We start from the raw sequence: 24,743 nt of genomic DNA on the forward strand, positions 1-24,743 counted from the left end.
AATCCGGCCGCCCGTCGCCGGGGTCGCACGCCGGTCCGCACGCGTGCGCGTGGCGGCTCCCGGGGCAGCACGCGTACGCGTGGCCGCCCGGGTCACAGGTCCCCCTCGCCGAGCAGCGGCGGGGCCTCCAGGCGCCCTCCGTGCGGCGGCCGGTCGGGCGGGTCGTAGAGGACGGCGAGGGTCTCGGCCCAGGCCAGGGCGGCCCGGTCCGGCGCGCGGGTGCGCAGGGAGCGGACGGGGCCGCGCAGCCCCTGGGCCGTCACGGCCTTCGCGAGCAGCCGGTGGGCCCGCTCGTGGAACTCCTCGCAGTCGGTGTGGTCGTGGGCGCCGGTCCGCCAGAGGGCGAGGGGGTGGCCGGCGGTCAGCGCCGCGTTCATCGCCATGAGTCCGTCGCCGCTGCCCACCGGCCCGCAGTAGACGGGGACGGTCCCGCCGTCGGCCTCGCGGAGCCGGTCGTACGTCTCCGCCCAGGTCTCCCGGCGCACGCGCGCGGTGTGGGCGTCCCGGCCGGCGCCGGGCACTTCGGCGCGCAGCGGGGCCGCGCGCAGCGGCCCGCCGTCCGCCGCCTCCCAGCGGTCGCGCCACTCGGGGGACGGTTCCCTGTCGTGGCGGCGGGCGTCACGGATGACCACGATCCTGCGCTGGCCGAGGGTGGCCGACCAGGCGTCCTCGGGCTCCTGGGCGGGTTCGAGCCGCCAGGTGTCGAGGGGTTCGTCGAAGAGCTCGCGGGGCAGCACCGCCTCGACGGCGGCCAGGTGGGCGCCGCTGTCGCCGCGCCGCAGGGCGTCCGCGAGGGGTTCGCGCAGGGTCTCCCTGAGCCGGGACCGCTCGACGCCCCGGTCGTCGCAGTGCAGCGGGCTGACCGTGTGCCCGTCCAGGAGGAGCTTGACCCGCCACGGGTAACGCCGGTCGTAGCGCGGGGTGTCGATCTCCAGGAGGACATCGGCACGCGCGCGGGGTTCGCGTACGGAGAGGGGGGCCGGCCTCCCGGGGGTGACGAGCCGGTCGATCTCGCGCCGGAGATGGCGGTCGGCGTCGCCCGACTCGTCGACGATCCAGCGGGTGAGCCCGGTCGTGTCGGCCCGCTCGCCGTACCGCACGGAGAGGTGCCGGACGACATGGGCCGCGTACAGGAGGACGGCGTCCAGGTCGAGGTCGCGGGCGGCGCTCCCGTGGACGGCGCGCAGACCGCGCAGGAGCCCGGCACCCTCGCTCCAGGTGCGCGGGTCGTCCTCCAGCGCGTCCGGCAGGCCGTCGTCCCTGATCCAGGCCTTGACCTGGTCGATCAGGTTCATGATCTCGCCGGGGGCGGTGGGCGCGGGCAGCTCGGCGAACCGGCCGTGCAGTTGGGTGCGCAGGCCGGGGCCGATCCCTGGGGAGCCGGGCAGCAGCAGCTGCGCGCGGGTCCAGTCGGGCCGGTCGTCGAGCGAGCGGTAGCGGGCGAGGTGGTAGCGGTCGTGGGCGCGCAGCGCCTCGCCCATCGCCTCGCCGCCGGGGAGGTCGTGCAGCCGGCGCAGGGCGGTGACGGGCACGACGGCGCCTCCGTCGGGGCCGCGTCCCTTGTTGAGGCCGACGACGGCTCCCTGGGCGTGGTCGACGACCGGGCCGCCGGAGCAGCCCTCGACGGGCATGACGCCCCGGGTGACGAGGGCCTGGCCGTCGCTGCCGTTGAGGGTGCCGTGGACGTGCCGGATGCCGAGCTCGCCGGTCTCCCGGGACCAGCCGTGCAGGCTGACGGCGGCCGGCCAGACGGCCGGGCGCTCGCTGAGGCGCACGCAGGACGCCTTCTGCGCGCCGGACACCCGGACGAGCGCGATGTCGGGAAAGGCCCACCGGTCCGGCGGGTCCTCGGGGCGGTCGGGGCGCGGCAGCGCGAGCACGACCGTGCCCGTGGTCTCCCGGGTGGTCTTGCCGTCCTCCCAGGTGACGCCGACGGCCGGCTCGCTCCTCCACACCGCGCTTCCCCCCTCGGCCACGACATGGGCGCAGGTCAGCACCCAGCCGGGGGCGATGAAGAAGCCGGTGCCCCAGTACCGGTCGCCGAGCGGGTCATACCCGGTGCCGGGAGCGGCGATGCGTACGAGTGCGGGGCGCACGAGAGCGTCGAAGGCGCTCATGCGGGCCCGTCGGCCGCCGGGCGCCCGTGCGGACCTCTGTCGGGGCCCTCGGCGGCGGGCACCGGGGCGGGTGACGGAACGGACGCGGGGGCGGGGGCGGGGGCGGGTGACGGGAGGGGCGCGGGGGCGGGCGCGGGGCCCGGTTCGGTCCAGGTGAGCGAGACGTTCACGGAGGCCTTGCCGGCGCCGTCGGCGAGGACCCCGATCACCTTCCCCGACTGCGCGGACAGTTCGATGCCGAAGCTGACGGCGACCTCCACCGGCCCCTGCGGTTCGAGTCCGGCGCGGAGCGAGCCGACCACCCCGCGCACGACGTCCGTGAGTCCTCCGGCCATCGAGACCACCCGGTCCCGGACGCCGGTGTCCTGGAACCCGCCGCCTCTGCCGAGCTCCTCCGCCTCACTGATCCGCGCCCACACGGGCGTGCCGTCGTCCAGCCGAATCCGAGCGATCCCGTGTGCCACAGCGGCCCCCCGCTCCCCGAAGCGATCAGTGGGGGAGAAGGCTAATCGGTGGGACCGACAGGCGACAGGGGACGTGGGAGGTACGGCCTATCCTGATCGCATGTACTTCACCGACCGTGGCATCGAGGAACTGGAGAAGCGGCGAGGCGAGGAGGAGGTCACCTTCGAGTGGCTCGCCGAGCAGCTGCGGACCTTCGTCGACCTCAACCCCGACTTCGAGGTGCCGGTCGAGCGCCTCGCCACCTGGCTGGCCCGTCTGGACGACGACGAGGACGACGACGAGTAGGAAGCCTTCCCGGCCGCGGGGCCGGATCGGGCCCCCGGGCCGGCCCCCGAGCGGGCTGCCCGGCCGGCCACCGGGTCGGCTGCCGGGTCAGCTGCCGGGTCGGCCTGCGGGTCAGTTGTCCCGCAGCCGGTCGTAGACGAGTCCGAGCGCGCCGTGCGCGACGAGCAGCGCCCCCGCCGTCGCCCAGCCGCCGCTGCGCCGGCCGATCCCCCAGATCAGCAGCGGCACACCCGCCGCGAGTTGCGCCCCGCCCAGTACCCGCGCCTTGGGGCCGCGCAGGTACGGGCCCAGGGGCCCTTCCTCCACCACGTCGAGCTCGGCGCGCACGGCGTCGCGCCAGCCGCGCCATTCGAGCTGCTCGGCGCCCTGCGCCAGGGCGACGGAGCGGAGCCGGTCGGCGCTGTCACCGGGGACGAGGCCGGTCGGCAGGGCGAGGCCGGCGCGGGCGAGGACCGCGACGACGCCGACGAGCCGGCTGTGGGCGTCGGCGTCCGGGTCTGGCTCGGTGAGCGGCTCCAGGGCCTGCACGTCCAGGACGGGGTCGAGGGCGAGCCGGGCGGCGAAGGTGCGCATGGCCTCGTCCTCGCCGACGGGCGTGCCGTCCGCGAGCCAGGTGTAGCCGACGGTGCGGCGGAAGCCCGCGGCGAGCGTGATCCCGGCCCGGTCGCGGTCCCACCACAGGGCGAGGACGGGCCAGGTCGCGGCGGAGACGGCGAGGGCGGTGACCCAGCCGGTGACGACCTGTTCGACGGGCTCCCCGCCGTGGAGCCAGGGCTTCCCCTCCGGTACGAGCACGCTCCAGTCGTCGCCCGCCGGGGCGAGGAGCAGCTGTTCCCGCAGGAGCTGGGCCGGCGGCCTGACCGCCGGCGGGTCGGCACGGCAGAGGAGCAGTGCGCCTGAGGGGCTCGATCCGGATGTCGCGTTCATGCCCCCACGCTAGCCAATTTGTCCGTATACGGCGGTGATTGCCCCCTGGGCATCAGGGAAGAGTCAGGGTTGACTTCGCCCGACCGCGATATATCGTGTCTATCGAGAGTCGCGATATGTTGCGTTGCCGAAACGGGAGGTCAGCACCATGACAGAGTGGTCCGTCACCGAGCCGACGAAACTTGCCCCGGCCGACCCCGTGACGCGCCTGCAGGTCCGCATCGTCAACGGCACGGTGAACGTGGTGGGGACGGACGAGAGTTCCGCCCGCGTCGAGATCTCCGAGATCGAGGGCCCGCCGCTGATCGTGTCGCAGGACGGTTCCACCCTGACCGTGACCTACGAGGACCTGCACTGGAAGAACCTCCTCAAGTGGTTCGACCGCAAGGGCCACAGGCGCCGGGCCGTCGTCTCCGTCGCGGTCCCCGCCGGCGTCGACGTCGAGGTCGGCGCGGTCGACGCCGACGCGGTCGTCTCCGGCATCCGGGGGCGTACGGAGGTGCGCGGCGTCACGGGCGACACGACGCTCCTCGGGCTCTCCGGTCCGGTCCGCGCCGAGAGCGTCTCCGGAAGCCTGGAGGCCCAGTCGGTCACGGGCGCGCTGCGGATCACCTCGGTGACGGGTCCCGTCACCGTGATCGAGGGCGCGGGCGGCTCCGTGAAGGCCGAGACGGTCAGCGGCGACATGGTCATCGACCTCGACCCGGGCGAGCTCGACGGGCCGCCCGCCGACATCCGGCTCACCAGCGTCTCCGGCCAGGTCGCCATCCGGCTGCCGCACCCGGCGGACGCCCGGGTCGAGGCGAGCACGACGAGCGGCTCCGTGTCGAACGCCTTCGAGGACCTCCGGGTCACCGGGCAGTGGGGCACCAAGTCCGTCACCGGCACCCTGGGTTCCGGTCGGGGCACGCTCAAGGCGACCACCGTCTCCGGCTCCATCGCCCTGCTCCGCCGCCCCGAGGCGGCCGAGGACACCGAGTCCGCCCCCTCCTCGACCCGCACCGCCTCCCCCTCGGAATCACCCGCGGAATCCCCCTCGGCCTCCCCCTCGGCCTCCCTCTCGGACTCGCCCTCCGCGACCGGAAAGGTGCTCTGACATGTCGCCCGTCTTCGCCCATGGCCGCCTCCGCCTCTACCTCCTCAAGTTGCTCGACGAGGCCCCCCGCCACGGCTACGAGGTGATCCGGCTCCTGGAGGAGCGTTTCGAGGGGCTCTACGCGCCCTCGGCCGGCACGGTCTACCCGAGACTGGCCAAGCTGGAGCTCGAAGGTCTCGTCACCCACGCCAGCGAGGGCGGCCGGAAGGTCTACTCGATCACCGACGCGGGCCGCGCCGAACTGGCCGGTCGCGGGGCCGAACTGACCGACCTGGAGCGGGAGATCCGGGACTCGGTCTCGGAACTCGCGGCGGAGATCCGCGACGACGTGCGCGGCGCGGCCGGCCGGGTGCGCAGCGAGATGCGCGCGGCGGCGGGGCAGACGCGGACGGCGGAGGGTTCGTCGTTCGCCGACGCCAAGGAGGAGCTGCGCCGGGCCAAGCAGGAGTGGAAGGAGCAGGCCCGCCAGGCCAAGGCGGAGGCCCAGTCGGCCCGCCACCAGGCCAAGGAGTTCCAGCGCATCGCCCAACAGGTCCAGGAGGAGGTCCAGGACCGGTTCTCGCGGGGCGACTGGCCCAAGGGCGTCTGGGAGGGCCTCTCGGACATCACGGCACAGCTCGGCGGCCTGGTGGCGGGCACGACCCACCCGAAGGCGGCGGCCAAGTCGGCCGGGGCCACCGGCACCACGGGAGCCACGGGAGCCACGAGAGGGACCGCGGGAGAGGCCGCGGCAGCCGACCCCGCCGACGAGACCGGCCGCACGCCGGAGTGGGCGCGCGACCCGGAGGGTTCGGGTGACCCGGGCCGCGATCTCGACCGGCTGCTCGACCGCTTCCGGGACGAGATCCGGGACGCCGCCCGTGACCACGGCGTGAGCGAGGAGCAGCTGGCCGAGACCCGCCGCCATCTGGCGACGGCGGCGGTCCGGATCACTGGCCTGCTGGACCCGCGGCGCAAGGGCTGAGCGGGGCGCGGGCGGGCCGGGTCAGCCCCGGGTGACGGTGACCGTCACCCGGGCGCCCGGGACCGCGAGGATCCAGGCCCTCCCCCGGTCCTTGCGGAGCACGAGCGCCCCGCCCCGGGCCGTCACCCGCCAGTCGCCGGGCGGCAGGGAGAGCTCGGTGACCCGGGGGCCGCGCCGCCCCGCGGCGTCGTACGACAGGCGGTAGACCCCCGCCGCCGCGTCGTAGGCCGCCGAGCGGACCGTGCCCGCGACCGCCTCCGCGTACGGCTCGGCGGTGAGCTCCTTGTTCGTACGGAAGGCCCCGGTGCCGTCCACCGCGCAGTACCCGCCGCCGTAGCACCACTCCCAGCCCGCCCAGCCCGAGCTGTAGCGGCCGAGGGAGGGCATCGCCTCGCGGTAGAAGCGGTTCATGTTCGGCAGGGAGTTGTTGAGCGGGCCCCACTCCCCCACCACCACGGGCACCTTGTACTCCTTGGGGTACAGCGTGACGGCCTGCTCGTAGTTCTCGATCCAGCGGGCGGCGGGGTCGTAGTCGGTGCCCGCCTCCATGCCAGCGTTGTAGAAGTGCGGGGCGTAGACGATCTTCGGGTCGTCGATCCGCCCGAGGCCGGTGGGCACGCCCTCGCCCACGATGGGGGTCGGTTCGACGAAGATCCAGGCGTCCGGGTCGACCGAACGAATCGCGTCCGCCACCCGGTTGTACATCGGGGTCAGCTGATCGCGTTCGATGCGGCGGGCCGCCGTCGCCAGGTCCTCGCCCTCCCGCAGCTCGCCCATCGGCTCGTTGATCGGGTCGTAGCCGAGGACGGCCGGGTGGTCCTCGAAGCGGTCGGCGAGCAGCCGCCACATGCGGGCCTGGGAGAGCTTGAGGTCCTCGTCCTCGTACAGGTGGGTGAAGGCCCGCTGGACGGCCGGCTCGAAGTACTCGGAGAACCAGTCGTCGGGGTGCGGGGTGAAGGGCAGGCCGTCGGTCCTGGTCGCCCACTCGGGGATGCCCCGGTGGCCGAAGGCGGGGCCGAAGACGTCCTGATGGGCGTCGATGAGCACCTTGACGTCGTGCTTCTCGGCCCAGTCCAGGATCCGTTCGACCTTGCGCAGATAGGCCTGGCTGTACTGGCCGGGGCGGGGCTCCAGGTCGTCCCAGAAGACGAGGAGACGGGCGAAGTTGAAGCCCTTGGCGCGCATGTCGCGGAAGTGCTTCTCGGTGATCGCGGAGAGGGCGGCGTCGCCGCTGTTCGCCTTGTCCGCGAGGTTCCAGCCGCGGAGGGTGAGGGTGCGGCCGTGCTCGTCGGTCAGGGCGGGGATGGCGTCGCCGCCCCCGCGCCCGGTCTCGGCACGGGCGGCCGTGGGGGTGATCAGCGCGGCGACGACGGCGGTCGCCACAAGGGTGGTTCGCAACAAGGAAGACCTCCGGCACGAGGATGTGAGAGATGTTCATCTTTCGCGTGCCGGAGATCCCATCAGCATTACTGACGAGTCATCAAGAGGTCGTGAGGACGATCTTTCCGAAGAGTTCGCCGGAGGCCATCTTCTCGAAGCCCTCCCGCGCCCGGTCCAGCGGCAGTACCTCGTCGACGACCGGACGGACGCCCGTCGCCGCGCAGAACGACAGCAGGTCCTCCAGCTCGTCCTTGGAGCCCATCGTCGAGCCGACGACCTTCAGCTCCAGGAAGAAGATCCGGGTCAGCTCGGCATGCGCGGGCCGGTCCCCGCTCGTGGCGCCCGAGATGACCAGAGTGCCGCCCGGCCGCAGCGACTTGACCGAGTGCGACCAGGTCGCGGCGCCGACGGTCTCGATGACCGCGTCCACCCGCTGCGGCAGCCGCGCCCCCGGCTCGTACGCCTCGACGGCACCGAGCTCGACGGCGCGCTTGCGCTTGGCCTCGTCGCGGCTGGTGGCGAAGACCCGCAGGCCCGCCGCCTTGCCGAGGGCGATCGCGGCGGTGGCCACGCCGCCGCCGGCGCCCTGCACGAGCACCGAGTCCCCGGGCCGTACACCGGCGTTGGTGAAGAGCATGCGGTACGCGGTGAGCCAGGCGGTGGGCAGACAGGCGGCCTCCTCGAAGGAGAGCTCCTTCGGCTTGGGCAGCACGTTCCAGCGGGGGACGGTCACCCGCTCGGCGAACGTGCCCTGGTACCGCTCGGTGAGGATGGAACGGGGCTCGTCCGGCCCGACACCGTGGCCGGTCTGGCCGATCACGGAGTGCAGGACGACCTCGTTGCCGTCCTCGTCGATGCCGGCGGCGTCGCAGCCGAGGATCATCGGCAGCTTCTCCTCGGGCAGTCCGACCCCGCGCAGGGACCACAGGTCGTGGTGGTTGAGCGAGGCGGCCTTGACGGTGACGGTGGTCCAGCCGGGCCGGACCTCGGGCTCGGGACGGTCGCCCAGGACGAGTCCGTTCAGGGGCTGGTCGCGGTCGATTCGGGCAGCGTAGGCAGCGAACATGGCCCCGACCCTAGGGTCGGACGGCCAGGCGGCGGAACCACGCCCCCGTGTGACACATGCCTCCGCCGCCGAACCGACGGCCCGCACACGCCGCAGGGCCCCGTCCCGGCGTGCCGGAACGGGGCCCTGTCGGGGGCTCAGGTACGAGCTCAGCGGCGCGCGACGCCCTCCGCACGGGCGGCGGCGGCCACCGCGGCCGTGACGGCCGGGGCGACCCGCTCGTCGAACGGCGACGGGATCACGTAGTCGGCGGCGAGCTTGTCGCCGACCACGTCCGCGAGCGCGTTCGCCGCGGCGATCTTCATGCCCTCGGTGATCCGGGAGGCCCGGACCTGGAGCGCACCGGCGAAGATGCCGGGGAACGCGAGGACGTTGTTGATCTGGTTCGGGTAGTCCGAACGCCCGGTCGCCACGACGGCCGCGTACTTGTGCGCGATGTCGGGGTGGACCTCGGGGTTCGGGTTGGCCATGGCGAACACGAAGGCGTTCGGGGCCATGGAGGCGACGGCCTCCTCGGGGACCGTACCGCCGGAGACGCCGATGAAGACGTCGGCGCCGGCGAGGGCGGTCTCCAGGGAGCCGGTCAGGCCCGCCTTGTTGGTGATCTCGGCCAGCTCGCGCTTGACCTCGGTGAGGTCCTCGCGGTCGCGGCTGACGATGCCCTTGCGGTCGGCGACGGCGACGTCGCCGAGGCCGGCCTCCAGCAGGAACTTGGCGATGGCGACACCGGCCGCACCGGCGCCGGAGATGACCGCGCGCAGGTCGCCGAGGGTCCGGTCGGTCAGCTTCGCCGCGTTGCGGAGGGCGGCGAGGGTGACGATCGCGGTGCCGTGCTGGTCGTCGTGGAAGACCGGGATGTCGAGGCGCTCCTGGAGCTTGCGCTCGATCTCGAAGCACCGCGGGGCCGAGATGTCCTCCAGGTTCACTCCGCCGAACGACGGGGCGAGCCGGACGACGGTCTCGACGATCTCGTCGGCGTCCTTGGTGGCGAGGGCGATCGGAACCGCGTCCACGCCGCCGAACTGCTTGAAGAGGATGGCCTTCCCCTCCATGACCGGGAGGGAGGCCTCCGGGCCGATGTCGCCGAGGCCGAGCACCGCCGTACCGTCGGTCACGACGGCCACGACCTGGGACTTCCAGGTGTAGTCGTTGACCAGCTCGGGCTGCTCGGCGATCGCGGTGCACACCTTGGCGACGCCGGGCGTGTACGCGAGGGACAGGTCGTCCTTGTCCCGGAGGGGAACGGTGGCCTGCACGGCCATCTTGCCGCCCCGGTGAAGGGCGAAGACAGGATCGAAGGGCTCGGGAGCCCCGTCCGTACCACTGTCATTGCGAGGATTGACGATCTCCGCTGCCATTGGGAAGACCCCTTAAGTCTGTTTCATTTGAGGGTGGCCACTCCTGGTTGAGGAGGGGTGGGGAGGCACCGCGGCCGCCTTGTCTGGCAGCCGCTCGGGCGCGCCGCACAACGCGCCCTGAGCCCCGGATGAGGGGTGTAAGGATCCTTCTTACCGGACGGACGGCACCGCAGACGAGTCCATAACCACTCGGTGACGCGACTCATACCGAGAGCATCCGGACACGGATGGAGCGCGACACGTCACCCGATGTCCACATAGATGCCCACGGCACCCGAATGGCCGCCTTCGGCTCGTCCGAATGGCGAGATCAACCGCAGATTTTCCGGTGATGGGGAAGGGATCCCGAAGAAGGTCCGGCCTTGATGTACCGGCCTGTCGCGATTCGGGGGTCACCCGTTACCCGATTTTGACATCCATGGCCGTCGGTTTGAGGCAGTCCGAATGGCAAGATGCCGTAATCACACGAGGTCGCGACACTCGAAGACGCGTACGTGACCTGCTGGCAAGCCCCTCACACGCCGGAGGAACCCGACCATGACCGCACGCTCCACGCGCTGTACGACCGCCGCCAAGACCCGCACGTCCCGTCTTGCCGCGGTCGCCGCCATCGCGGTCGCCGGCTCGATGCTGCTGACCGCCTGCGGCGACCAGACCTCGGGCGGCTCCTCGACCCCGACGAAGGACGGCGGCTCCGCCTCCGCCAACACCGCGCCGCTGTTCTCGAAGCTCCCGGCCGACATCCAGAAGGCCGGCGTCATCAAGGTCGGCACGGACGCCACGTACGCCCCGATGGAGTTCAAGAAGGGTGCGGAGATCGTCGGCATCGACCCCGACGTCGCCGCCGCCCTGTCGAAGCAGCTCGGCGTGACGTTCGCGTTCGAGAGCGGCACCTTCGACACCCTGCTCACCTCGATGACGACCGGCCGCACCAACGTCGTCATGTCCTCGATGACGGACACCAAGGCCCGCCAGGAGGGCCTGGACGACAAGGGCAAGAAGACCGGCGCCGGCGTCGACTTCGTCGACTACTTCTCCGCCTCCACCGGCATCCTGGTGAAGAAGGGCAACCCGGAGAACATCAAGTCCCTCGACGACCTGTGCGGCAAGAAGCTCGCGGTGCAGCGCGGCACGACGTACGAGCAGGCCGCCAAGGACCAGGCCGCCAAGTGCGAGAAGGACGGCAAGCCGAAGCTGACCTTCGAGTCGTACCCGACCGACGCCGAGGCGCAGACCCGCGTCAAGGCCGGCGGCGCCGTGGCCGACCTCAACGACTCGCCGGTCGCCGCCTACATCGCCCAGACGGCCGGTGGCGGCAACGACTTCGAGGCGATCGCCAACAAGACGGACGCGGGCCTCTTCGGCATCGCCGTCGACAAGAAGAACACCCAGCTGCGGGACGCGCTCAAGGAAGCCCTCGACGCGGCCATCAAGGACGGCAGCTACAAGGCCGCCCTCGACAAGTGGAACGCCGGTGACGGCGCCATCCCCGCGGCCAAGATCAACGGCGGCTCCTGACCCTCTCCCGCAAGACTGAAGGGCAGTCGTTGTGACTGACAAGATCGACAAGGTTCCTGCCGGGGCGCCCGCCCCGGCGGGAGTCCCGCCGGAGGCCATCAAGGCCATTCCGGTCCGCCACTACGGGCGCTGGGTCGCCGGCGTCGTGGTGGTGGCCCTGCTGGTGCTCATCGGGTACGCCTTCTCCCAGGGCAACGTGCGCTGGGCGACCGTGCCGGAGAAGCTGTTCGACTCCACCATCCTGAGCGGTCTCTGGCACACCATCCTCATCAGCGTGGCCTCGATGGCCCTCGGTCTGGTGCTCGGCGTGGTGTTCGCCGTGATGCGTCTGTCGAAGAACCCGGTGACCAGTTCGGTCGCCTGGCTCTACATCTGGATCTTCCGCGGCACGCCGGTCTACGTGCAGCTGCTGATCTGGTTCAGCCTCGCCCTGATCTTCCCGGTGTTCAACATCGGGTTCTACAAGGACGAGATGACCGACGTCATGACCCCCTTCCTGGCCGCCCTGCTGGGCCTCGGCCTGAACGAGGGCGCGTACATGGCGGAGATCGTCCGCGCGGGCATCCAGTCGGTCGACGAGGGTCAGACCGAGGCCTCGCACGCCCTGGGCATGAGCCAGGCGAAGACGATGCGCCGGGTGATCCTGCCGCAGTCGATGCGGGTGATCATCCCGCCGACCGGCAACGAGTTCATCAACATGCTGAAGACCTCTTCGCTGGTCGTGGCCGTGCAGTACCCGGATCTGCTGCGCGCCGCGCAGGACATCGCCTCGACCTCGTTCGCGGTCATGGAGATGTTCTTCGTCGCCTCGATCTGGTACCTGATCCTGACCTCGGTGTTCAGCGTGGGCCAGTACTACCTGGAGCGGCACTACGCCCGCGGCTCCCTGCGGTCCCTGCCGCCCACGCCGTGGCAGAAGATCAAGGCGAACCTCTCCCGATTCTCCAACCGTGAGGCGGTGGCCAAGTGACCGCAATGGTGAAGGCCGAGGGCGTCCACAAGTCCTACGGCGCCGCGCACATCCTCAGGGGAATAGACCTTGAGGTGCAGAACGGCGAGGTGTTCTGCCTGATCGGCCCGTCCGGTTCCGGCAAGTCCACCTTCCTGCGCTGCATCAACCACCTGGAGAAGATCAACGCCGGCCGTCTCTCGGTCGACGGCCAGCTGGTCGGGTACCGCCAGAAGGGCGACAAGCTCTACGAGCTGAAGGACAGCGAGGTCGCGCTCCAGCGCCGCGACATCGGCATGGTCTTCCAGCGCTTCAACCTGTTCCCGCACATGACGGCCCTGGCCAATGTCATGGAGGCGCCGATGCAGGTGAAGGGCGAGACGAAGGCCGTCGCGCGTGAGCGTGCCCAGCGGCTCCTCGACCGGGTGGGCCTCGCGGACAAGGCCGGGAACTACCCCTCGCAGCTCTCCGGCGGCCAGCAGCAGCGTGTGGCCATCGCCCGCGCGCTGGCGATGGAGCCGAAGCTGATGCTCTTCGACGAGCCCACCTCGGCTCTCGACCCCGAGCTGGTCGGTGACGTCCTCGACGTCATGCGCGACCTGGCCGAGTCGGGCATGACCATGGTCGTCGTCACCCACGAGATGGGCTTCGCCCGCGAGGTGGGCGACTCGCTGGTGTTCATGGACGGCGGCGTGGTGGTCGAGTCGGGCCACCCGAGGGACGTCCTGACCAACCCGCAGCAGGACCGGACGAAGGCATTCCTGTCGAAGGTCCTGTAGGACGCACACAGGAAGAAGGGGCGGTACGGGATCACCTGTACCGCCCCTTCTCTCATTTCGGGTTCTCGGATTTTCGGGTTCTCGGGCTACTTCACCGCGAGCACCAGGGCGTCGGAGGGCGAGGCCCACACCGCCCGGGCCTCGCCGAAGCCGGCGGCACGGAGGGTGTCGGCGTGCCAGCCGAGGGGCGGCGTGTCGCCGTCGGCGTGCTCGCCGTAGATCTCGAAGCGGCGGGCGGTGGGCTCGGCGAGGACGGGGTCCTTGGCGGCGAGGGCCCACCACTCGGCCCAGTCGAGGACCCCGGCGGCCTTCTCGCGGTCCATGCGGGCATGGCGCTGGGCGCGCTCGGCGGCGTTGATGCGCGGGGTGGCCGTGTCGATCATGTGGTCGGCGTTCATGAAGACGCCGCCGTCGCGGACGAGACCGGCCAGCTGCCCGTAGAGGACGGCCAGGGGCTCGCTGTGGAGCCAGTGGAGGGCCGTGGCGGTGAGGACGACGTCGTACGAGTCGTGGGGCAGCCGCGCGGCCCACGCGGGATCCTTGAGGTCGGCGGTCACGAAGGTGACGCGCTCGTCGCCGGCGAAGTACCCCTCGGCGATGGCGAGCAGGGCGGGGTCGAGATCGACACCGGTACTGGTCGCCTCCGGGAACCTCCGGAGGAGCCGATCCGTGATACTTCCCGTACCGCACGCGAGGTCGAGGACCCGGGGCTTCGGTCCCACCAGGGCCTCGACCATGTCGAGCATCACCCGGAACCGCTCCTCACGGTCCGGCATGTACCACTCCTGCTGACGGTCCCAGCTCTGCTGCCAGCCCGCCCAGTCGGTTCCGGTCATCGCCGCTCCTCCCCACTCTTCGTAATACCCTCGTAGGGGAAACAGCCGTTACCCCTACCGACCGAGACCCTAGCCCGCCGGAGTAAGGACTACAAGTGGAACTGGCCTATTACTCGGATTACGCCGTGCGTCTGGTCAACACCGAGGAGCCGGCCCGCAACAAGGACGCCCTGACCTCCGTCGAGGTGATCCGCGAGCTCTTCGGCCAGGCCACCCAGATGGCCCGGCGGGCGACCGACTCCGACGTGACCCGCTTCCGGTCGGTACGCACCCGCCTGCGGGCCGTCTTCACCGCGGCCGACGAGGGCGACCACACCGGCGCCGTGGACCTCCTGAACTCCCTGCTCCTGGAGTTCCCGGTCAGCCCCCAGATCTCGGGCCACGACACCCTCGACGAGGAGGGCCGCCCGCGCTGGCACATGCACCTCGCCGACCACCCCTCGAACGCGACCTCGGGCTACGCGGCGATCGCGGCGATGGGCCTCGCCTTCCACCTGACCGAGTTCGGCGCGGACCGGCTCGGCCTGTGCCAGGCGCCGCCCTGCCGCAACGCGTACCTCGACACCTCCACCAACCGCTCCCGCCGCTACTGCTCGGACCGCTGCGCGACCCGGGCCAACGTGGCCGCCTACCGCGCCCGCAAGCGCCTGGAGGCCGAGCGGCCCGACCACACGGGCCTCACCGACGAGAACAGCCAGGAGAGCACCACCCCGGCCGACCGCTGACGCCCCGGCGTCACGGGCCGGTACCGCGCCCGCACCCGCCCGAGGATCAGCTCGGGCGGTACGGCCCCGAAGACCCGGCTGTCCCCCTCGGCGTCCGGGTTGTCGCCCAGCACCCACCAGCCGCCGTCACGTCGCTCGATCAGCCGCTTCACGATGAGCAGATCCTGCTGGAGCGGATGCCGCAGCACGGCCACACCGCCGGGCCTCAACCGGCCGCCGTAGTGCACGAGCAGCTGATCGCCGTGGAGCAGTGTGGGCACCATCGACACCCCCGTGACCTCGGCAATCCCGAACGGCGCCCCGGCCGCATCCACCCGCTCCGGCCCCGATTCCCTCATCCGCACTCCCGACCCACGCGCCGGCGCACCCCGCCGACCCGTCTCGTCCACTCGTACACGAGTCCCATGGTGACCCTGGACTTTTGACCTAAGCCCCAGGGGGCGCCCGCGAAAACGCCCTTCTCACCGAGTAATGTCCCACCTGAGAAGACGATCACGAGGAAGGACGGCTCAATGCTCTCCCGCCTGTTTGCCCCCAAGGTGAAGGTCAGCGCCCACTGCGACCTCCCGTGCGGCGTGTACGACCCGGCCCAGGCCCGCATCGAGGCCGAGTCGGTCAAGGCTGTCCAGGAGAAGTACCTGGCGAACGAGGACGCGCACTTCCGTGCCCGCGCCACGGTCATCAAGGAGCAGCGCGCGGAGCTCGCGAAGCACCACGTCTCGGTGCTCTGGAGCGACTACTTCAAGGCCCCGCACTTCGAGAAGTACCCGCAGCTCAACCAGCTGGTCAACGACACCCTGAAGGCCCTCTCGGCCGCCAAGGCGTCGACCGACCCGAAGACGGGCGAGAAGGCGCTGGAGCTCATCGCCGAGATCGACCGCATCTTCTGGGAGACGAAGAAGGCCTGACCTCCGGTCATGCCGTCGGGCCGCGGTTTCCCCGCTCGCCCGGCTTCCTTCCCGGCCCGCACCCGGTCCGCAGGCCGCCTTCACGGCGTCCATGGCGGTCCGGGTGCGGTCTTTTCCGGCCGTGTTCAGTCACTAGGCTGCGGAGCATGAACGCGCAGTCGCCCCCGCTCCTGACCCCGGAAGCCGCCCGGCGCCTCCAGGGCATGCTCCGGGCCGAGATCGGCCCGGGTCTGAGCGAGCGTGAGCTCGACGCGGTCGAGGCGCGGTTCGGCTTCACCTTCTCGGCCGATCACCGGGTGTTCCTCGGCGCCGGGCTCCCGCACGGCTCGTCGCGGTGGCCCGACTGGCGGAACGGCGACCCCGAAGACCTGGCCGAGCGACTGGCGCGGCCGGTGGAGGGCGTGCTCTTCGACGTGGAGCACAGCCGGTTCTGGCATCCCGCCTGGCCGTCGCGGCCCTCCGAGACGTCCGACGCGCTGCGCGTCGCGCGGACCGAGCTGGAGGGCGTGCCGCAGCTGGTCCCGGTCTACGGACACCGCTACCTGCCCGGCACGGCGGGCGAGCACGGGCACCCCGTCCTGTCCGTCTACCAGACCGACATCATCCTGTACGGGAACGACCTCACCGACTACGTCCACCATGAATTCGCCGGCCGATCGAGCGACCTCCTCGCCCGTACGACCGTCGACTTCTGGTCGTACTTCGTCGAAGGCGGACCGGGCATCGACGTCACCGCACCCACGCCGTTCACGCCGTACGCCCTGAGCGCGCAGGAGGCCGTCGACTGCCTCCGGATGCTGGCCCTGGAGCGCCTGATCGGCCGACGGCACCACCCGGAGCAGCTCGTCGAAGCCGGCCTCGCGGCCCTGGTCCTCGATGTCGAGTCGGAGTCCCTCCCCCTCCTCGCCGGCCTCACCCGCACCGAACACGACCAAGCCGCGGACCTGTTCGACCGCGTACTGACCGAACTCGGCCTGCTCCAGGACCTCCCCGCCGACACCACCGACCTTCCCTGGGAAACCGCCCGCTGGGAACTCGTCCGCTGGTGGCTCCGGTTGATCGTGAACGACAGCCTGGCCCCCGGCCCCGGCGGTGACCTGATCACGTACGAAGGGTGGGCCGCACTGGCCCGGCCGCACTCGCTCCGGCCACTGGTCGACAAGACCGGCGCCTACAACGACTGGGCGGCGGTCGGACGCGGCGACCGGGAGCACCTGGCGGCAGCGATCGCCGAGGAGGCGAAACGCCTGCTCGACGGCGCCTGGCCGCCGCCGGACTGATGCCGGGTGAGCCGACGCGCCGAGCCGCGTCCCCTCTAGGCCGGATCCACCGGCAGGGTGTAGCGGCGCTTCTCCTTGGACGTCGCGCCCAGGCGGTCGTAGAAGCGGATCGCGCCCTCGTTCCAGGCCGGCGTCTGCCACTGGATCTCCGTCAGGCCCAGGGCGCGCGCCTCCGCGCGGACGGCGTCGATCAGGAGCGGCCCGAGGCCGTGGCCCCGGGCCGTGGAGGTGAGGTAGAGGCAGTCCATGTGGAGGTACGCGACGCCGTCCCAGGTGGAGAGCTCGGGCGCGCAGGTGGCGTAGCCCGCGAGGCTCCCGTCCGGAAGCTCGGCGACGAAGCAGCGGAGGCGGGGCAGCTCGCCGCCGGGCCCCGGACGTCCGGGCAGCTCGTCGCCCCGGGCCCCCTCGCCGAAGAGGAGGATCGCCAAGCGGGGCGCCAGGTCCGGTGTCGGAGGTGCGGCTTTCTCGTACTCGGCGTGTTCGGCGACGAGTTCGACGATCCGTCCCAGGTCCTCCGCGCGGGCGCGGCGGACCGCGGCCCTTCCGTCCCCGCCGTCACGATCGCTCATACGGCCATCATGCACGGCCCCACCGACAGCCCGGCGGCCGCTCCCTGGCGGCGCAGCCACTCGCGGTACGGGGCGGCGCGCAGGGCCACCTCGCGGTAGGCGGCGGACAGCTCCGCGTACAGCGTGTCCAGGGGCGTCTCCGGGCGCGCGTACAGCAGCAGCCGGACGGCCAGCGGGTCGCCGCGCAGGGGGCGGATCGCCATGTCCTCGCGGGGTACCGAGGTCGGCTGGCAGGGGGCGACGGCCTCGCCGAGGACGATGAGCGACGCGGCCGTGTGGTAGTCGCCGTGCAACAGCGGCGGGTCGATGCCGGCCGCTCCGAGGACCCGCCGGAGGCCGTCCCATTCGCCGTCCACGGTCGGGTCGACCATCCAGTGGTCACGGGCGAGGTCGGCGAGGTCGACGACGGGTGCCGCGGCGGCGGGGTGGTCGCGGGCCATGGAGATGAACTGCGGTTCGCGGGCGACCAGGACCCGTCGCTGAAGCCCCTCGGGCACCCGTAACGGGCAGCCCTCGACCTCGTGGACGAAGGCCACGTCGAGCTGGCCCGCCGCGACCGTGCTCAGCAGCGCGTGGGCGGAGACGTCCACGCGGAGGCCGACGTCCGTGCCGGGCAGCCGCTGGCGGAGCCGGCGCAGCCAGCCAGGGAGCGCCCGGCTGGCGGTGGAGCCGACGCGGAGTCCGGGGCCCTCCGTACGGGCGACCGCCGCCCGGGTCTCGGTGACCAGCGCGGCCATGTCCGCGACGAGGGGGCGGGCCCGGCTGAGCACGGAGCGGCCGAGCGGGGTGGGCAGGCAGCCGGTGCGGCCGCGGGAGAAGAGTTCGGCGCCGAGGGAGTTCTCGATCCGGCGCAGTTGGGTGGTCAACGAGGGCTGGCTCATGCCCAGTTGCCGCGCCGCCTTGTGCAGGCTGCCGGCGTCCGCGATGGCGCAGAGCGCGCGCAGATGTCTCACCTCCAGCTCCATGCCCCCGAGGGTAGGGCGGCGGCCTGTGTCGCACCAGACAGCCGGAGCGCGTCAAATACCTTGGTTTTCAAGGTAGTTGGGTGGATCCATCCGGGTGATGTGGGCGGGCTATCGGCAATTGACATCATCCCCACACGCCCCGGCTTCCCCGAGACTCGCTCCGACCCCCTACAGGAGGAGCCCCCCATGCGTCACCCCAAGGTCCTCAACTCCGTACTGACGGCCGCCCTCGGCCTCGGCCTCGCCGCCTCGCTCGGTACGGCTCCGGCAGCGGCCGCTCCGGCCGCCGTTCCCGCCGCCGGCGCCGCCGCCGTGGCGTACGCCGGTTCGGCCGAGGAGGCCAAGGCGAACCAGGCCTTCTTCGACGCCGTCGTGAAGTCGGTGGCTAAGAAGCGGGCCGCCAACCCTGGCGCGGCCGCGGTCACCGTCGTCTACAGCGCCGCCAACGCGCCGAGCTTCCGCACCCAGATCGCCCGCTCCGCCCAGATATGGAACGGCTCGGTGGTGAACGTCCGGCTCGTCGAGGGCAGCAACCCGGACTTCACCTACTACGAGGGCAACGACTCCCGCGGCTCGTACGCGAGCACCGACGGCCACGGCAGCGGCTACATCTTCCTCGACTACCGGCAGAACCAGCAGTACAACTCGACCCGCGTGACGGCCCACGAGACCGGGCACGTCCTCGGCCTGCCGGACCACTACAGCGGGCCGTGCAGCGAGCTGATGTCGGGCGGCGGCCCCGGCACGTCCTGCCAGAACGCCCAGCCGAACGCCCAGGAGCGCTCCCGCGTCGACCAGCTGTGGCGGTACGGGCTCACCTCCGCGTTCAAGACCTCCTGATCCCCGGGAAGCGTCCGTACGCGTACGAAGAGGACGGCGGCGCCCGCGAGGGGCGCCGCCGTCCGGCGTTCGGGTGGGGTACGGGACCCTGAGTGTCAGGCCGCCCGGGTCTCGCGGGCCGCCTGGGTGTCAGGCTGCCGGGGTCTCGCGGGCCGCCTGGGTGTCAGGCCGCCGGGGTGTCGCGGGCCGCCTGGGTGTCAGGCCGCCTGGAGGAGCCGGCGGCCGAAGTCGGCGCCGGGCGGAAGCTGGCGCCGGACCCGGTCCAGCGCCCCCTCGAAGTCACCCCCGGCGACGCACGATTCGAAGGCGGCGCCACCGTAGTGGAGCGTCAGGCTGAGGTCCGAACGCTCACCGAGCGTCAGCAGACAGCTCAGCGTGGCCTGTTGGGTCACGCCGTCCATGACGACGGGGAGCGGCAGGTCCCACTCCAGGACGCAGCCGAAGAGGGCCTGCCCGCCGCTCTCGGCGGCGCTGAGCGCGGCGAAGGTCGCGCCCGTGTACTCGACCCCCCTGATCCGGGTGGCGACGTGCCGCCCGGTGGCCGTGATGACGATCGCTTCCGCGCCGCTGCGGTCCCGGTACCAGCCGGTCCAGACTTCTGTCGACTCCGATGACATGCGCGGACTGTAGCGGTATGACCGGCTCCGGCGCGCGGCCGGTCACCCAGTGGCCGGACTTCTCCCGATCTCGCCGTTCTTGCCGGTCACGTGCGCGCTCGTGGCTTCCGCACCCGGGTCAGGACCCCGTGTGGCCCGCGCCTCCGTGCCTCCGTACAGCGGGCAGTCCGGATTGCGGCACGGCTGCACTTCCCACTCCGGCACCCAGGCCCCGAGGACCTTGTGCCGGGTGGCCAACTTGTCGCGCGGTCCACCACAGGCCGGGCACGTGGGCTCGGCCAAGGAGTCCCGCGTCGTGCGAGGCACCTCGTCACCCATGGTTCCAGGGTAGGACGCCTCGCGCGGGCCCGCTCCCCGCCGCTACCGCTGCCTGGTGTACGTACGGACGAGCACGCCGTTGTCGAAGGTGCGCACCTCGCCGAGCGTGAAGTCGCGGGGCTCGAAGCCGGCGCCGAACATCGGCATGCCGGAGCCGTAGACCTGCGGATACGTCTTGACGACCAGCTCGTCGATCTCCTCGATGAGCTCGCCCGCGATGGTGGAGCCGCCGCAGAGCCAGATGCCCAGGGGGCTCTCCTCGGCCTTGAGCTCGCGGACGCGGCCGACCAGGTCGTCGGCGATCAGCTCGACGTTGGCGTCGGGCGACTCGGTCAGCGACCGGGTGGCGACGAACTCGCGCAGATGGCCGTAAGGGCTGGTGACGCCGATGTCCAGGGCGAGCTGGTACGACTTCAGCCCCTGGACGACGGTGTCGAAGTGCTTGTTGTCGCCGTCGATCCCGAACGCCTCCCGGCCCTGCGTCGGGATCGTCTCGGGGTACTCGGCGCCCATGAACTGCAGGTACTGCGCGTCCACGAACTTGAACATGGACGTGGCATCGCCCTCGGGGTCACCGATGAAGCCGTCGATGGTGCAGGCGATGTAATAGGTGAGCTTGCGCAAACCGGTCCTCTTCGTCTTCGGGGGTGGGCTGCGATCGCAACCACGACGGCTATAGTGCTTCACTTGTAGTGGTTTCGCAAGCCCCATCGTCAAAGGAGTCGGAAATGGCGAGAAACCCGGAACGCCGTACGGCACTGCTCGACGCCGCGATCGAGGTGCTGGCGGACGAAGGCGCCCGCGGGCTGACCTTCCGGGCCGTCGACGCCCGGGCCGGGGTCCCCACGGGCACCTCGTCCAACTACTTCGCCGACCGGGACCAGGTGCTGTCCGAGGTCGCCGACCGGATCTTCGTCCGGCTGACGCCCGAGCCCGGCGCCGTCGACACCGCGATGCTGCCGGAGCCCAGCCGCGCCCTCGTCGTCGAGCTGATGCGCTGGCTCGCCCGGCGCATGGCCGCCGAGCGCACCTGCTACCTGGGCCTCTTCGAGCTGCGCCTGGAGGCCGCGCGCCGGCCCGAGCTCCAGAAACGGTTCACCCAGGTACTCAGGGACGACCTCGACCTGAACATCCGGCTGCACGTCGAATCCAGGATGCCCGGGGACGCGGACACGGTCCGGGTGCTCTACTTCGCCCTCACCGGCCTGCTGCTCGACCACTTCACCGTCCCCGGCCTCCACGCCGAACGGGACCTGGACGAGCTGGTCGAGACCGTGGTGGACCGGATCGTCCCGGAGGGGTGACCACACTCCCGCCGGCCCCGGCAGCCCCGGCCCCGGCGGCCCCCGGCACTTCCGGCAGGCCTCAGCGCGTACGCCGGGTGACGAACTCCGCGAGGGCGAGCAGGTCCCCCGCCGCCGCCAGGTCCGGGACCGCCTGCGCCAGGTACTCGACGGCACGGCCCATCCGCTCGGCCGCCTGGGCCTGTGCCCAGTCCCGGCCGCCGGCCCGCTCGACCGCGTCCGCCGCCGCCCGTACCGCCGCCGCGTCGAGGGTCGGACGGCCGTAGAGCTCGGCCAGTTCGTTCCCCGCGGGGGTCCCCGAGGCGAGCGCCGCCACCACGGGCAGCGACTTCTTGTGGGCGACGAGGTCCGCGCCAGCCGGCTTGCCCGTACGGTCCGGGTCGCCCCAGATCCCGATGAGGTCGTCGATCAGCTGGAACGCGAGTCCGGCCTCGCGCCCGAAGGCATCCATCGCCGCGACCTCCTCCTCGCCCGCGCCCGCGTAGAGCGCGCCGATGGCACAGGAAGCGCCGAGCAGGGCACCGGTCTTGGCGGTGGCCATGGCCAGGCACTCGTCGAGCGAGACGTCGAGCGGCGCGCGCTGCTCGAAGGCGCAGTCCGCCTGCTGCCCCGCGCAGAGCTCGATGATGCAGGCGGCGAGGCGCGCGGCGGCGGCCGGCGACGCGGGGTGCGGGTCCTCGGCGAGCAGCCGCAGGGCGAGTGCGCTCATCGCGTCGCCGGCGATGAGGGCGTCGGGGATGCCGAAGACGGTCCAGGCGGTGGGCCGGTGCCGCCGGGTCGGGTCCTCGTCCACGATGTCGTCGTGGAGCAGGGTGAAGTTGTGCGCGAGCTCGACCGCCGCCGCGGCCTTCACGGCCTGGGCCGACTCGGCTCCGAGGGCGCGGGCCGCCGCGAGGACCAGCGCCGGCCTGATCGCCTTGCCGGCCTGTCCGGCGGCCGGGGTGCCGTCGGCGTGCTCCCAGCCGAAGTGGTACATCGCCACCCGCCGTATGGAGCCCGGCAGGGACTCGACGGTGGAGCGGAGTTGGGGATGGACGGCGGTCCGCGTCTGGTCCAGGAGCATCACGGCCCCCTGCCCGTCGGTGACGGCATCCGCGCTGGTCATGGCCACGGTCACTCCTTCATGTCCTTCGCGGTGCGAGCGCTGGGAGCGCCCGGGGGCGGGCGGGTTCGGACCCGCCCCCGGGCGTCACCGGCTCAGCGCCAGCGGCTGACCTCGACGTTCTCCAGGATGCCGAGTGCGTCCGGGACGAGGATGGCCGCCGAGTAGTAGGCGGTGACGAGGTAGGAGATGATCGCCTGCTCGTCGATGCCCATGAAACGGACCGAGAGGCTGGGCTCGATCTCGTCGGGGAGGCCGGTCTGGTGCAGACCGATCACGCCCTGGTCGGCCTCGCCCGTACGCATGCAGATGATCGAGGTGGTCCGGGCGTCGGAGACCGGGATCTTGTTGCACGGGTAGATCGGCACGCCGCGCCAGGTCGGGATGCGGTTGCCGTTGACGTCGATCGTCTCGGGCACGAGGCCGCGCTTGTTGAGCTCGCGGCCGAAGGCGGCGATGGCGCGCGGGTGGGCGAGGAAGAGCTTCGAGCCCCGGCGGCGGGAGAGCAGCTCGTCCATGTCGTCGGGGCTGGGGGCGCCGTCGTGGGGCTGGATCCGCTGCCCGTAGTCGCAGTTGGAGAGGAGGCCGAACTCCTTGTTGTTGATGAGCTCGTGCTCCTGGCGCTCGCGGAGCGCCTCGACCGTCAGCCGCAACTGCTGCTCGGTCTGGTTCATCGGCTGGTTGTAGAGGTCGGCGACGCGGCTGTGCACCTTCAGCACGGTCTGGGCGACGCTCAGTTCGTACTCGCGGGGCGAGGCGTCGTAGTCGACGTACGTGTGCGGGACGACCGCCTCGCCGACGTGGCCGGCGGAGAGGTCGATGGCGGCCTCGCCGTAGTGGTTGGTGCGCTGCTCGGGCAGGGCGGACGCGGCCTCCAGGTGGGCGGCGAGCGAGCCGACGCGGTCCGCGAGGTTCCGCACGTCGTCGCGGGTGAGCTCCAGGACCGTACAGGCGGTGGCGGCGCGGGCGGTCCAGCCCCAGACGGCGTCGCCGCTGGTCAGCGCGGACTCGCCGAGGTAGGCGCCGTCGGCGAGGACGCCGAGGACGGCCTCGTCCCCGTAGGGTCCCTCGCCGATCTGCTCGATCCGGCCGTGCGCGAGGAGGTACACGCGGTCGGTGGCGGCGCCGGTGGTCGCGATGATCTCGCCCGCCGCGTACTCCCGCTGCGAGCAGCGGGACGCGAGCTCGGTCAGGGCGTCCTCGTCCTCGTATCCGCGCAGGGCGGGAAGCTCTCCCAGCTCGGCGGGGATGACCGCGACACGCTGCCCCGTCTGGACGAAGGTGACGCGACCGTCGCCCACGGAGTAGCTGAGCCTGCGGTTCACCCGGTACGTACCGCCCTGCACCTGCACCCACGGCATCATCCGCAGGAGCCACCGGGAGGTGATCTCCTGCATCTGGGGCGCGGACTTGGTGGTCGTGGCGAGGTTCCGCGCGGCGGCGGTACCGAGACTCTGCTGCGGTGCCTGGTCCGTACGGACCTCGTCGCCAACCGAACCAACGGACATGGAACTCCCTCTCGTATACGTGAGTAGCGAGAGAAGCCTTTCAGCACGGAACGTGTCGGCGCCATTACACATTCGGGTGGGACTGTTCGACGAACTTCGGGGCATGTCACGTGATTTCCCACCCGAACAGCGGCGCACCGCGGGCCCCACGGGTCGTGTCCGGATCGGCTCGCACACCGCCCGAACGGATGGCCGCGGAGTGGCGGACTCCGGTACTCCGGAAGCTCACCCCGTTCCCCCGAAGGGAGTCGGTCATGGCCTCACCCATGTCCGCGAGCAGGTTCCTCGACGCGCTGCGCGACGAGGGCCTCGCGGTCGTCCAGGTCGGCGACTGGTCCACCCACAACCGCAACCACAAGGGCCCCTGGGGCCCGGTGCACGGCGTGATGATCCACCACACCGTGACCCGCGGCACCGCGAACACCGTCCGGATCTGCAGGGACGGTTACGAGGGGCTGCCGGGGCCGCTCTGTCACGGCGTGATCGCCAAGGACGGCACGGTCCACCTCGTCGGCTACGGCCGGGCCAACCACGCGGGGCTCGGCGACGACGAGGTGCTCAGGGCGGTCGTCGCCGAGCAGGGCCTGCCGCCGGACGACGAGGCCACGACGGACGGCAACCGGCACTTCTACGGGTTCGAGTGCGAGAACCTCGGCGACGGCGAGGACCCGTGGCCGAAGGTCCAGCTGGAGGCCATCGCGAAGGCGGCGGCCGCCGTGTGCCGGGTGCACGGCTGGACCCAGCGCTCGGTCATCGGGCACCGGGAGTGGCAGCCGGGGAAGGTGGACCCGCGCGGCTTCACGATGGCCTCGATGCGGGAGCGGATCGCCGACCGCCTGCGCTGACCGCGCGGAGCGGGACGGACAA

At 71.9% G+C, this 24,743-nt stretch carries 26 protein-coding genes; 12 read left to right on the top strand and 14 right to left on the bottom strand.

Features of this window, described 5'->3' with window-relative positions; genetic code table 11:
- Positions 1–92 precede the first annotated feature (92 nt).
- Both ACFC0G_RS10330 and ACFC0G_RS10335 read right to left on the bottom strand, forming a co-directional pair.
- Entirely contained in the window at positions 93–2,117 is a 2,025-nt protein-coding gene (locus ACFC0G_RS10330; protein ID WP_376400210.1) for a trypsin-like peptidase domain-containing protein, read from the bottom strand.
- Positions 2,114–2,581 carry a CU044_2847 family protein gene (locus tag ACFC0G_RS10335; protein ID WP_376400212.1) on the bottom strand — a complete coding sequence of 156 codons (468 nt, stop codon included), beginning with the start codon at positions 2,579–2,581 and terminating at the stop codon, positions 2,114–2,116. Before ACFC0G_RS10335 ends, ACFC0G_RS10330 begins: the two co-directional genes overlap by 4 nt.
- Before the next feature lie 100 nt (positions 2,582–2,681).
- On the opposite strand from ACFC0G_RS10335, the gene ACFC0G_RS10340 reads away from it, so the two are divergent.
- The gene (locus tag ACFC0G_RS10340; protein ID WP_024761804.1) at positions 2,682–2,867 is read left to right on the top strand and encodes a DUF6104 family protein; all 186 of its coding nucleotides are present in this window, start codon (positions 2,682–2,684) and stop codon (positions 2,865–2,867) included.
- 111 nt (positions 2,868–2,978) lie between these two features.
- On the opposite strand, the gene ACFC0G_RS10345 is transcribed toward ACFC0G_RS10340, so the two are convergent.
- Positions 2,979–3,794, bottom strand: coding sequence for a hypothetical protein (locus ACFC0G_RS10345; protein ID WP_376400216.1), 816 nt, complete (start codon positions 3,792–3,794; stop codon positions 2,979–2,981).
- A gap of 148 nt (positions 3,795–3,942) precedes the next feature.
- Between ACFC0G_RS10345 and ACFC0G_RS10350 the strand changes: the two genes are divergently transcribed.
- The gene (locus ACFC0G_RS10350) at positions 3,943–4,890 is read left to right on the top strand and encodes a DUF4097 domain-containing protein (protein WP_376400219.1); all 948 of its coding nucleotides are present in this window, start codon (positions 3,943–3,945) and stop codon (positions 4,888–4,890) included.
- Between the two features lies 1 nt (position 4,891).
- On the top strand, positions 4,892–5,854 hold the full coding sequence (locus tag ACFC0G_RS10355; protein WP_376400222.1) for a helix-turn-helix transcriptional regulator: 963 nt from the start codon (positions 4,892–4,894) through the stop codon (positions 5,852–5,854).
- A gap of 21 nt (positions 5,855–5,875) precedes the next feature.
- Here the strand turns inward: ACFC0G_RS10355 and ACFC0G_RS10360 are convergent, their stop codons facing one another.
- The 3 genes from ACFC0G_RS10360 to ACFC0G_RS10370 form a co-directional block, all read right to left on the bottom strand.
- Positions 5,876–7,213, bottom strand: coding sequence for a cellulase family glycosylhydrolase (locus tag ACFC0G_RS10360; RefSeq protein ID WP_376400518.1), 1,338 nt, complete (start codon positions 7,211–7,213; stop codon positions 5,876–5,878).
- Positions 7,214–7,334: 121 nt separating this feature from the next.
- On the bottom strand, positions 7,335–8,300 hold the full coding sequence (locus tag ACFC0G_RS10365) for a zinc-binding dehydrogenase (RefSeq protein WP_376400225.1): 966 nt from the start codon (positions 8,298–8,300) through the stop codon (positions 7,335–7,337).
- Between the two features lie 149 nt (positions 8,301–8,449).
- Positions 8,450–9,658 carry an NADP-dependent malic enzyme gene (locus tag ACFC0G_RS10370; RefSeq protein WP_376400227.1) on the bottom strand — a complete coding sequence of 403 codons (1,209 nt, stop codon included), beginning with the start codon at positions 9,656–9,658 and terminating at the stop codon, positions 8,450–8,452.
- 537 nt (positions 9,659–10,195) lie between these two features.
- On the opposite strand from ACFC0G_RS10370, the gene ACFC0G_RS10375 reads away from it, so the two are divergent.
- From ACFC0G_RS10375 to ACFC0G_RS10385, 3 genes are read left to right on the top strand one after another with little or no spacing between them, the layout of a single operon-like run.
- On the top strand, positions 10,196–11,176 hold the full coding sequence (locus ACFC0G_RS10375; RefSeq protein ID WP_376400230.1) for an ABC transporter substrate-binding protein: 981 nt from the start codon (positions 10,196–10,198) through the stop codon (positions 11,174–11,176).
- Positions 11,177–11,207: 31 nt separating this feature from the next.
- On the top strand, positions 11,208–12,146 hold the full coding sequence (locus ACFC0G_RS10380) for an amino acid ABC transporter permease (RefSeq protein ID WP_376400233.1): 939 nt from the start codon (positions 11,208–11,210) through the stop codon (positions 12,144–12,146).
- Positions 12,143–12,904, top strand: coding sequence for an amino acid ABC transporter ATP-binding protein (locus ACFC0G_RS10385; RefSeq protein ID WP_376400236.1), 762 nt, complete (start codon positions 12,143–12,145; stop codon positions 12,902–12,904). Before ACFC0G_RS10380 ends, ACFC0G_RS10385 begins: the two co-directional genes overlap by 4 nt.
- An 86-nt stretch (positions 12,905–12,990) precedes the next feature.
- On the opposite strand, the gene ACFC0G_RS10390 is transcribed toward ACFC0G_RS10385, so the two are convergent.
- Complete coding sequence (locus ACFC0G_RS10390) at positions 12,991–13,740, bottom strand: class I SAM-dependent methyltransferase (RefSeq protein ID WP_376400240.1); 750 nt, start codon at positions 13,738–13,740, stop codon at positions 12,991–12,993.
- Between the two features lie 95 nt (positions 13,741–13,835).
- Between ACFC0G_RS10390 and ACFC0G_RS10395 the strand changes: the two genes are divergently transcribed.
- Complete coding sequence (locus ACFC0G_RS10395; protein ID WP_376400243.1) at positions 13,836–14,465, top strand: CGNR zinc finger domain-containing protein; 630 nt, start codon at positions 13,836–13,838, stop codon at positions 14,463–14,465.
- Here ACFC0G_RS10395 and sodX read toward each other — a convergent pair.
- Positions 14,369–14,803, bottom strand: coding sequence for a nickel-type superoxide dismutase maturation protease (sodX, locus tag ACFC0G_RS10400; RefSeq protein ID WP_376400246.1), 435 nt, complete (start codon positions 14,801–14,803; stop codon positions 14,369–14,371). The two genes, ACFC0G_RS10395 and sodX, sit on opposite strands and share 97 nt — an antisense overlap.
- A 174-nt stretch (positions 14,804–14,977) precedes the next feature.
- Here sodX and sodN point away from each other — a divergent pair, with 174 nt between their 5' ends.
- Entirely contained in the window at positions 14,978–15,373 is a 396-nt protein-coding gene (gene sodN, locus ACFC0G_RS10405; protein ID WP_150266174.1) for a superoxide dismutase, Ni, read from the top strand.
- 146 nt (positions 15,374–15,519) lie between these two features.
- The gene (locus tag ACFC0G_RS10410) at positions 15,520–16,653 is read left to right on the top strand and encodes a hypothetical protein (RefSeq protein WP_376400251.1); all 1,134 of its coding nucleotides are present in this window, start codon (positions 15,520–15,522) and stop codon (positions 16,651–16,653) included.
- A 35-nt stretch (positions 16,654–16,688) separates the two neighbouring features.
- Here ACFC0G_RS10410 and ACFC0G_RS10415 read toward each other — a convergent pair whose 3' ends face one another.
- Entirely contained in the window at positions 16,689–17,222 is a 534-nt protein-coding gene (locus ACFC0G_RS10415; protein WP_376400254.1) for a GNAT family N-acetyltransferase, read from the bottom strand.
- On the bottom strand, positions 17,219–18,187 hold the full coding sequence (locus ACFC0G_RS10420) for a LysR family transcriptional regulator (RefSeq protein ID WP_376400257.1): 969 nt from the start codon (positions 18,185–18,187) through the stop codon (positions 17,219–17,221). Before ACFC0G_RS10420 ends, ACFC0G_RS10415 begins: the two co-directional genes overlap by 4 nt.
- Positions 18,188–18,373: 186 nt before the next feature.
- Here ACFC0G_RS10420 and snpA point away from each other — a divergent pair, with 186 nt between their 5' ends.
- A complete protein-coding gene (gene snpA / locus ACFC0G_RS10425; protein WP_376400260.1) occupies positions 18,374–19,027 on the top strand; it encodes a snapalysin in 654 nt (217 codons plus the stop codon).
- Positions 19,028–19,224: 197 nt separating this feature from the next.
- Here snpA and ACFC0G_RS10430 read toward each other — a convergent pair whose 3' ends face one another.
- The gene (locus ACFC0G_RS10430; protein ID WP_376400263.1) at positions 19,225–19,644 is read right to left on the bottom strand and encodes a DUF6304 family protein; all 420 of its coding nucleotides are present in this window, start codon (positions 19,642–19,644) and stop codon (positions 19,225–19,227) included.
- A gap of 360 nt (positions 19,645–20,004) precedes the next feature.
- A complete protein-coding gene (locus tag ACFC0G_RS10435) occupies positions 20,005–20,586 on the bottom strand; it encodes a dihydrofolate reductase family protein (protein ID WP_376400266.1) in 582 nt (193 codons plus the stop codon).
- A gap of 104 nt (positions 20,587–20,690) precedes the next feature.
- On the opposite strand from ACFC0G_RS10435, the gene ACFC0G_RS10440 reads away from it, so the two are divergent.
- On the top strand, positions 20,691–21,266 hold the full coding sequence (locus ACFC0G_RS10440) for a TetR/AcrR family transcriptional regulator (RefSeq protein ID WP_376400269.1): 576 nt from the start codon (positions 20,691–20,693) through the stop codon (positions 21,264–21,266).
- Positions 21,267–21,327: 61 nt separating this feature from the next.
- On the opposite strand, the gene ACFC0G_RS10445 is transcribed toward ACFC0G_RS10440, so the two are convergent.
- Both ACFC0G_RS10445 and ACFC0G_RS10450 read right to left on the bottom strand, forming a co-directional pair.
- Positions 21,328–22,371, bottom strand: a complete 1,044-nt coding sequence (locus tag ACFC0G_RS10445; protein ID WP_376400272.1) for a family 2 encapsulin nanocompartment cargo protein polyprenyl transferase — start codon at positions 22,369–22,371, stop codon at positions 21,328–21,330.
- Between the two features lie 92 nt (positions 22,372–22,463).
- Positions 22,464–23,876, bottom strand: a complete 1,413-nt coding sequence (locus ACFC0G_RS10450; RefSeq protein WP_376400275.1) for a family 2B encapsulin nanocompartment shell protein — start codon at positions 23,874–23,876, stop codon at positions 22,464–22,466.
- A 254-nt stretch (positions 23,877–24,130) separates the two neighbouring features.
- Between ACFC0G_RS10450 and ACFC0G_RS10455 the strand changes: the two genes are divergently transcribed.
- Positions 24,131–24,721, top strand: coding sequence for an N-acetylmuramoyl-L-alanine amidase (locus tag ACFC0G_RS10455; protein ID WP_376400278.1), 591 nt, complete (start codon positions 24,131–24,133; stop codon positions 24,719–24,721).
- The last annotated feature ends 22 nt before the right edge of the window (positions 24,722–24,743 follow it).

Origin of the sequence: Streptomyces sp. NPDC056169, assembly GCF_042268445.1 — a bacterium.
Classification (GTDB): Bacteria; Actinomycetota; Actinomycetes; order Streptomycetales; family Streptomycetaceae; genus Streptomyces.